At 40.5% G+C, this 6,385-nt stretch carries 6 protein-coding genes; 2 read left to right on the top strand and 4 right to left on the bottom strand.

Annotated features, from left to right (window positions below):
- The first annotated feature begins 270 nt into the window (after window positions 1–270).
- Both ACTNC0_RS09935 and ACTNC0_RS09930 read left to right on the top strand, forming a co-directional pair.
- Window positions 271–561, top strand: a complete 291-nt coding sequence (locus tag ACTNC0_RS09935) for a nucleotidyltransferase family protein (protein ID WP_441087239.1) — start codon at window positions 271–273, stop codon at window positions 559–561.
- Window positions 548–958: an HI0074 family nucleotidyltransferase substrate-binding subunit gene (locus tag ACTNC0_RS09930; RefSeq protein ID WP_441087238.1), complete on the top strand. Its 411-nt coding sequence runs from the start codon at window positions 548–550 to the stop codon at window positions 956–958. The genes ACTNC0_RS09935 and ACTNC0_RS09930 overlap by 14 nt, the downstream gene beginning before the upstream one ends.
- 196 nt (window positions 959–1,154) lie before the next feature.
- On the opposite strand, the gene ACTNC0_RS09925 is transcribed toward ACTNC0_RS09930, so the two are convergent.
- The 4 genes from ACTNC0_RS09925 to ACTNC0_RS09910 form a co-directional block, all read right to left on the bottom strand.
- Complete coding sequence (locus tag ACTNC0_RS09925) at window positions 1,155–3,419, bottom strand: glucose PTS transporter subunit IIA (RefSeq protein ID WP_441087237.1); 2,265 nt, start codon at window positions 3,417–3,419, stop codon at window positions 1,155–1,157.
- A gap of 394 nt (window positions 3,420–3,813) precedes the next feature.
- The gene (locus ACTNC0_RS09920) at window positions 3,814–4,320 is read right to left on the bottom strand and encodes an ATP-binding protein (RefSeq protein ID WP_441087236.1); all 507 of its coding nucleotides are present in this window, start codon (window positions 4,318–4,320) and stop codon (window positions 3,814–3,816) included.
- Window positions 4,321–4,404: 84 nt separating this feature from the next.
- Window positions 4,405–5,634: an MATE family efflux transporter gene (locus ACTNC0_RS09915; RefSeq protein WP_441087235.1), complete on the bottom strand. Its 1,230-nt coding sequence runs from the start codon at window positions 5,632–5,634 to the stop codon at window positions 4,405–4,407.
- The gene (locus ACTNC0_RS09910; protein ID WP_441087234.1) at window positions 5,627–6,376 is read right to left on the bottom strand and encodes a hypothetical protein; all 750 of its coding nucleotides are present in this window, start codon (window positions 6,374–6,376) and stop codon (window positions 5,627–5,629) included. Before ACTNC0_RS09910 ends, ACTNC0_RS09915 begins: the two co-directional genes overlap by 8 nt.
- Between the last annotated feature and the right edge of the window lie 9 nt (window positions 6,377–6,385).

Below are 6,385 nucleotides of genomic sequence, written 5' to 3'. Positions count from 1 at the left end.
CCAGAAGTAAACATATGTTCTTTCTTTTAATAAAAAATTTGCGCGTCTAACTCATCACTAAAGTAACGAGAATGCGACGCGCAGTTATTCAAAATTTATTTGATTTACCTTATACAAGCATAAGTGTACCATATTTTCATCAGGAATCCTACCTGTCTGTTTCATTTACTTTATTTTTCTGGTTAACTTTCCTGTCATGGATTCCTTATAAAAGATTGTTAATTATCATAAAATATGCTATTCTAAGAGAAAATCGGGAGGTGACAGGACATGAAGCATAATCTTCCAGAAAGAGTTTTAAGAGAGATTTCTTCATTTGCCAGAAAGCACTCTGTTACAAAAGTTGTCCTCTTTGGTTCGCGTGCCAGAGGGACCAACACTGAAAGAAGCGATATAGATATAGCCGTATATGGTGGAGATTTTGATTCTTTTTACTGGGATATCAAAGAAAATGTACATTCTCTTTTAATGTTTGACGTGATTGATGCTGATTCCACTATTTCAGAAGAATTAAAAAAAGAAATCGAAAAGGATGGTGTCGTGCTCTATGAAAAAGCTTGATAATTTTTCAAATTGCCTTGCTATACTGAAAAGTGCAGATTTCAAACTTGCAGATAACAACGAAATATACAGAACAGGTATTATCGGGCAGTTTAATCTGACCTTTGAACTTGCATGGAAAGCTTTACAGGAAACATTAAAATTACATGGCGTAGAGGAGGCTTCTACCGGTTCCCCCCGTGAAATTTTACAATTAGGTTATAAAGTTGGTTTTGTAAGCGATTCATCCGTGTGGCTGCTCATGTTAAAAAAGCGCAATACATCCGTTCATATTTATAACGAGGACGAAATTGATGAAATGATTCTTCTCATACGCGACACTTTTCTTCCTGCTTTCACTATACTCGAAGAAACCTTAAAAGCTAAATTAAAAGAGGTCGAAAACGATTGGAATTGATTTTTTGTTTTTGCGGCATATAAAGAACAGCCAGATAATTCAGATGTTCTATATTCTCTGATTATCTGGCTGTTTTTTTATTTGTTCTGCGAATATCCGATTGACTTACTGAATCTGTATCTTAATTTACTGTAAACAGATATTTTCATTCAATGCAAGACATCTGTTTGCTTCAGTTTTCTCAAAACTATACTTATTATTCCAGTGTTTCTACCGCAAACAACGGTTCACCCGCTTTGATCTCACCGTTTGCGAGAAGTCGGATTCTCTGGTTGTCTTCCGGTTCGGTGTCAAGAATCGGGGAAACAAGGGATGGTGCATTGGCTGATAAGAACTCTAAATCAAGTTTCATCATCGGTTCTCCCATCTTTACTTTCTGACCTTCTGTTACCAGAATTTCGAATCCTTTTCCTTCCAGTTTCACAGTGTCAATTCCCATGTGAAGAAGCATTGGAATGCCGGAATCTGTCTGGAATCCGATGGCGTGTTTGGTGTCAAAAATGAACTCTACTTCACCGTCTGCAGGTGCATATACAGTTCCTTCTGTCGGTGTTACCACTGCACCGTCACCCATCATTTTTCCTGCAAATCCTTCATCCGGAGCGGTGGAAAGATCTGCCGCGATACCATTTACCGGGCTGTAAATGATGGCTGTTTTTCTGATTTTTTCCTCTTTTACAGGTGCTGATGTCTGTGCTGTATCGCTCTCATTTTCAGTTCCTGCAGCCTGATTCTTAGTTGCATTGCTGTTAGATCCGTTTGCAGTTTCTGCTGTATTATTTCCAGAATTTGCCGTATCATTTTCAACAGTATCTGCTGCAAATTCATTCGGAGCAGTTTCCAGATATTCTTCCAGTTTTGCTTTGATAACAGTTACATGAGGGCCATAAATGACCTGCACACCCTGTCCTTTTTTCACGATTCCTCTGGAATCTGTCTGTTTGAGGAGATCATCACTGACTCTCTCCGGCTCTGCAACTGTGACACGAAGTCTTGTCGCACAGCAGTCAACGTCTACGATATTTTTCTTTCCGCCAAGTCCCATTGTAATCAGTTCGCTTACCGGATCATTAGAAGTTGTTACAGTTGCACTATCTGTCTTTCCGGCTTCTTTTCTGGCGTTTACGTCAGCTTTTGTATAGAGCTTGGTTTCTGTATCATCATCCTCACGTCCCGGGGTCTTGAAATCAAACTTCTTGATCATAAATGTAAAGATTACATAGTACAGAATGAAATAAATAATACCAACCGGAATAATTCTCAGCCAGCTTGTCTTTTCATTTCCCTGCAGAATACCAAACAGGAACAAGTCAAGGAATCCACCGGAGAAGGTAAGTCCTACTGCGATATTTAACATATGTGCGATCATGTAAGCCGCACCAGCCAGGATTACCTGTACAACAAACAGTGCCGGAGCTACAAACAGGAATGAGAATTCCAGAGGCTCTGTAATGCCCGTAAACATACATGCAAGGGCTACTGAAAGAAGAAGTCCGCCTGCTGCTTTTTTCTTCTCAGGCTTTGCACAGCGATACATCGCAAGTGCCGCACCCGGAAGACCAAAGATCATAAAGATAAACTCACCGGAGAAATATCTGGTCGCATCAGCACTGAAATGTGCTACATTTGCAGAATCAGCAAGCTGTGCAAAGAAGATATTCTGTCCGCCCTGTACCATTTGTCCCGCAACTTCCATAGTACCGCCAACAGCAGTCTGCCAGAAAGGCATATAGAATACATGGTGAAGTCCAAATGGAATCAGTGCACGTTTGATAATACCGAAAATAAGAGTTCCAATGTATCCGCTTCCTGTTACCAGCCCGCCAAGGGCGTAAATACCATTCTGAACTACCGGCCAGATAAAGTACATCAAGATTCCCACAAACATATATGTGATTGTGGAAATGATCGGCACAAATCGGGAACCGCCAAAGAACGACAATGCATTCGGAAGTACGATCTTATGAAAACGATTGTGAAGTGCCGCAACACCAAGTCCTACAATGATACCGCCGAATACGCCCATCTGTAAAGACTGGATTCCACATACAGAAGTAATGGTTCCTTCCAGTACATCTTTTGCAATCTGTCCGTCAGCTGTAATCTCACCGTTGATAAGAAGCATGGCGCTGATGGCTACGTTCATAACGAAATATGCGATCAATGCTGAAAGAGCCGCAACCTCTTTCTCTTTTTTTGCCATACCTATGGCAACGCCAACCGCAAAGATCAGCGGCAGGTTGTCAAATACCGCACTTCCAACCTTATTCATAATGATCAGAAGGGAATTAAGTAAAGTACCACTTCCAAGGATTTTCTGTAATCCATAGGTTGCGATGGTTGTCTCATTTGTGAAGGAACTGCCGATACCAAGCAGCAGACCTGCGACAGGGAGGATTGCAATCGGAAGCATAAAGGATCTTCCTACACGCTGCAAAACTCCAAAGATTTTGTCTTTCATGTTTCTTTGTTCTCCTTTTCCTGATAGTGTTGGCATAGTTATCCGTGATAACTGCCGGATTTCTCTGGAGATTAAAACCTTCTGACAACTTATTATTCGGAATTTTCCACAAAAAATACATCAAAAAAAGGCACTAACCCCCATAAATATTAAAAAATAACATTTATGACCGGTTAATGCCTGCCTGTCCAGTAACACACCAAATCTGTACTTAAATATAAACGATTTTTTGCTGTTTGTCAATCCTGTTTTTTTCAAAAGTAACGTTCTTCTGTTTCTGTTGTTGCTGTTCACTCCGTGCCCAGTAACACGCTTCTCTCTATTTAACCAAATCAAGTAAGTCCCCTGCTTCAATTGCGAAGAGCAATAAGCAGTGGGTGGGGACTTGCTTGTATCAGAAGGGGTACAAGCCCCTTCTGATAAACTGCGAAGCAGTTATTTGGTTATGAGCAAGTAGCGAAAGCGGATTGAGAATATCCGATTGACTAGTCAGATTCAGACAATTCATAGAAGCAACATAATGGTACTCTGCTTTTTCCGTAATTCCCCGTATAATGGTAATTCCATATTGTGTATTTTTATTCTTATATTCCAGTGGATTAAATTTTATCCCATTATCCCGAAATGACAGAATGCCGCTCCCGTTTTTGCTCAATGTGAACCGGATATCAATAAAACATCTTCCCTTTTTATTTGCAAACCCATGTTCCACAATATTTCCGGCAATTTCCTCTGTCGCAAGACAAATGCGAAATGATTTGCGATAATCAAGGTTTTTACTTTCACAAAATCCACGCAGTTTCCGGGTTGCTTGCATAACAGCTTCCGGATTTCCTTCAACAGAAATTTCATAATTTCCAATGATGGCATCTTCCAGATCTGTATTAATCGCCGCCCACATATCCCATCTGCTCTGCTCCCTGTATTTATGCAGGAAAGGAAGCATAACAAATAATGGCAAAAAACCGCTTACAAACCAGGAAAATCAAATTCCATTCAAACCCATAAACGCACTTAATATATACGCCGGAACAATGAGGAATACAAAATTATGTAAAACACAAATAAGACTTGAAAGTCCTGGTTTTCCTATTGAGAGATACTGATACAGTAAAATCTGTGCAAATATTTCTCCCGGAAGTGAAATTGCAAAAAAGCGAAGGCAGGTTGCGGCAACAGCCAGCGTTTCACTGTCGGCTTTCAAAATACACTCTGCCAGTTGCGGAGCAAAAACGAAAAGGATCAAACCACATCCGCCCGCAAGAAGCATTCCATATTTGCATGCCGTTTTAAAGGAAGTACGAACGGCATTTCTGTTTTGCTCACCATAAAACATACCACTGAAGATAGAAATTGTACCTGTCACTCCCATAAAGATGGCATCTACAAAATTTCCCAGCGTATTTCTTACCGAACAGGCGGATACCGCCATTTCGCCGGCACAAGACGTAAGTAGATGATTTAACACGATTGCAGCTGCACAATAACATATACGGCTGACCGCACTAGGCATGCCTGCCAATATGAGAGAAAAGCTTTTGTCAATCTGACATTTATATTTTACAAGGCGAAAAAGCCTGTTCGTCCTCTTAAAATACGGTAATTGGATCAAAACTGCGGCAAGATAACTAACAGAAGTGACAAGAGCCATTTCAAAAAGTCCGCCATGCCATACCAGGCCAACCATAAGATCAAAGCAAACATTAACAACTGACATAATGATTGCCCCGAAAAAGCCAAATATCTCCGCACCGTCAAGTCCAAGATATCCGGTTATTACCTGAAGAAGGATAATCGGTACGGCACCTGTCGCAAGCCCCAGGATATATTCAGCTGTCAGCGAAATCAATGCACCCTCAGCTCCCATAAAAGCGGCAAGACTTTCGGCTGACAAAAGGCACACGATCATAATCAGAATGCCAGCTGCTACCGACATCAAAAAAGCTCCGGTAAAATTCTCCCTTGCCTCTTCATAATGTCCCTTTCCCGTAAGAACTGCACACTGAGCCTTTCCGCCATTGGCGAAAACACCTCCAACAGCCGCCAGAAAAATAAAAACCGGCGAGGCATAGCCAAATGCTGTCATACATTCCGAAGACAGACAGTTTCCGATAATCACTCCGTCAATGACAGATCCGCACATAGCGACAACTCCGGCAAAAATCATCAATGTCATCATAGAACTGAACGATTTTGAAATAAGTTTATCATTCATGCTGATTTTCCCACTTTTCCTCAATCAATTTTGAAAAGAATCTGTAATGAAACTCATTTGTAATAATATGAACCGGTTTAATCTGTGCAGGATTTCGTCCCTTTAAGATCATAATATCCTGATATAGCATATAGGTTTCAGGCTGCAAAATATGAAGTTCTGTCGGTGCGCCGATACCTTTTTTACGATATGATTCTATATCCGGAGAGTATTTTTCAAGGTTATTATGTAATACAGAACGAATCTGCTCCTTTGTCATTTCATCAGGAATATCAGCCAGTTCCAGGAAAAAAACATATCTTGGCAGATCAGCGTCCCTGTCAGGATAAACTGAACAATCGACAAGATCCAGTCCAAGCTGCGAAACTGTATCAAGCACAGTCTGTGTAAAGTCAGCTTCTTCTGTATGGTCATCTATAATATCTGCGACCTGATCTAAACGATACTGAAACTGAATCAGCGGAAGTTCATTATACTTATCCATAATTCTGATGCAGTCACGCATACGGTAACGATACAATTCATTCAGATTCGTCATAATGATTTCATAGTCTTTTCCAATTTCTACTTTATCCAGTGTTACGATCTGTGAGAAATCATCATTTGCATCCACCTGAAGAAATTCATAAAACATACTCTCCGGAACGATTGCACTTTTCTTATCATCCATTGAAAGCGAAACAGAAAATAATCCTTCTGTGGAATTAAGTCCGGAGAAGTAAAATTTTACACTGTCGTCCACATAACGCCC

Origin of the sequence: Blautia sp. HCP3S3_B11 (assembly GCF_052064435.1) — a bacterium.
GTDB lineage: Bacteria > Bacillota > Clostridia > Lachnospirales > Lachnospiraceae > Blautia_A.
Note: the sequence above shows the minus strand (reverse complement) of the source record. Positions and strands in the feature narration are given on the sequence as shown.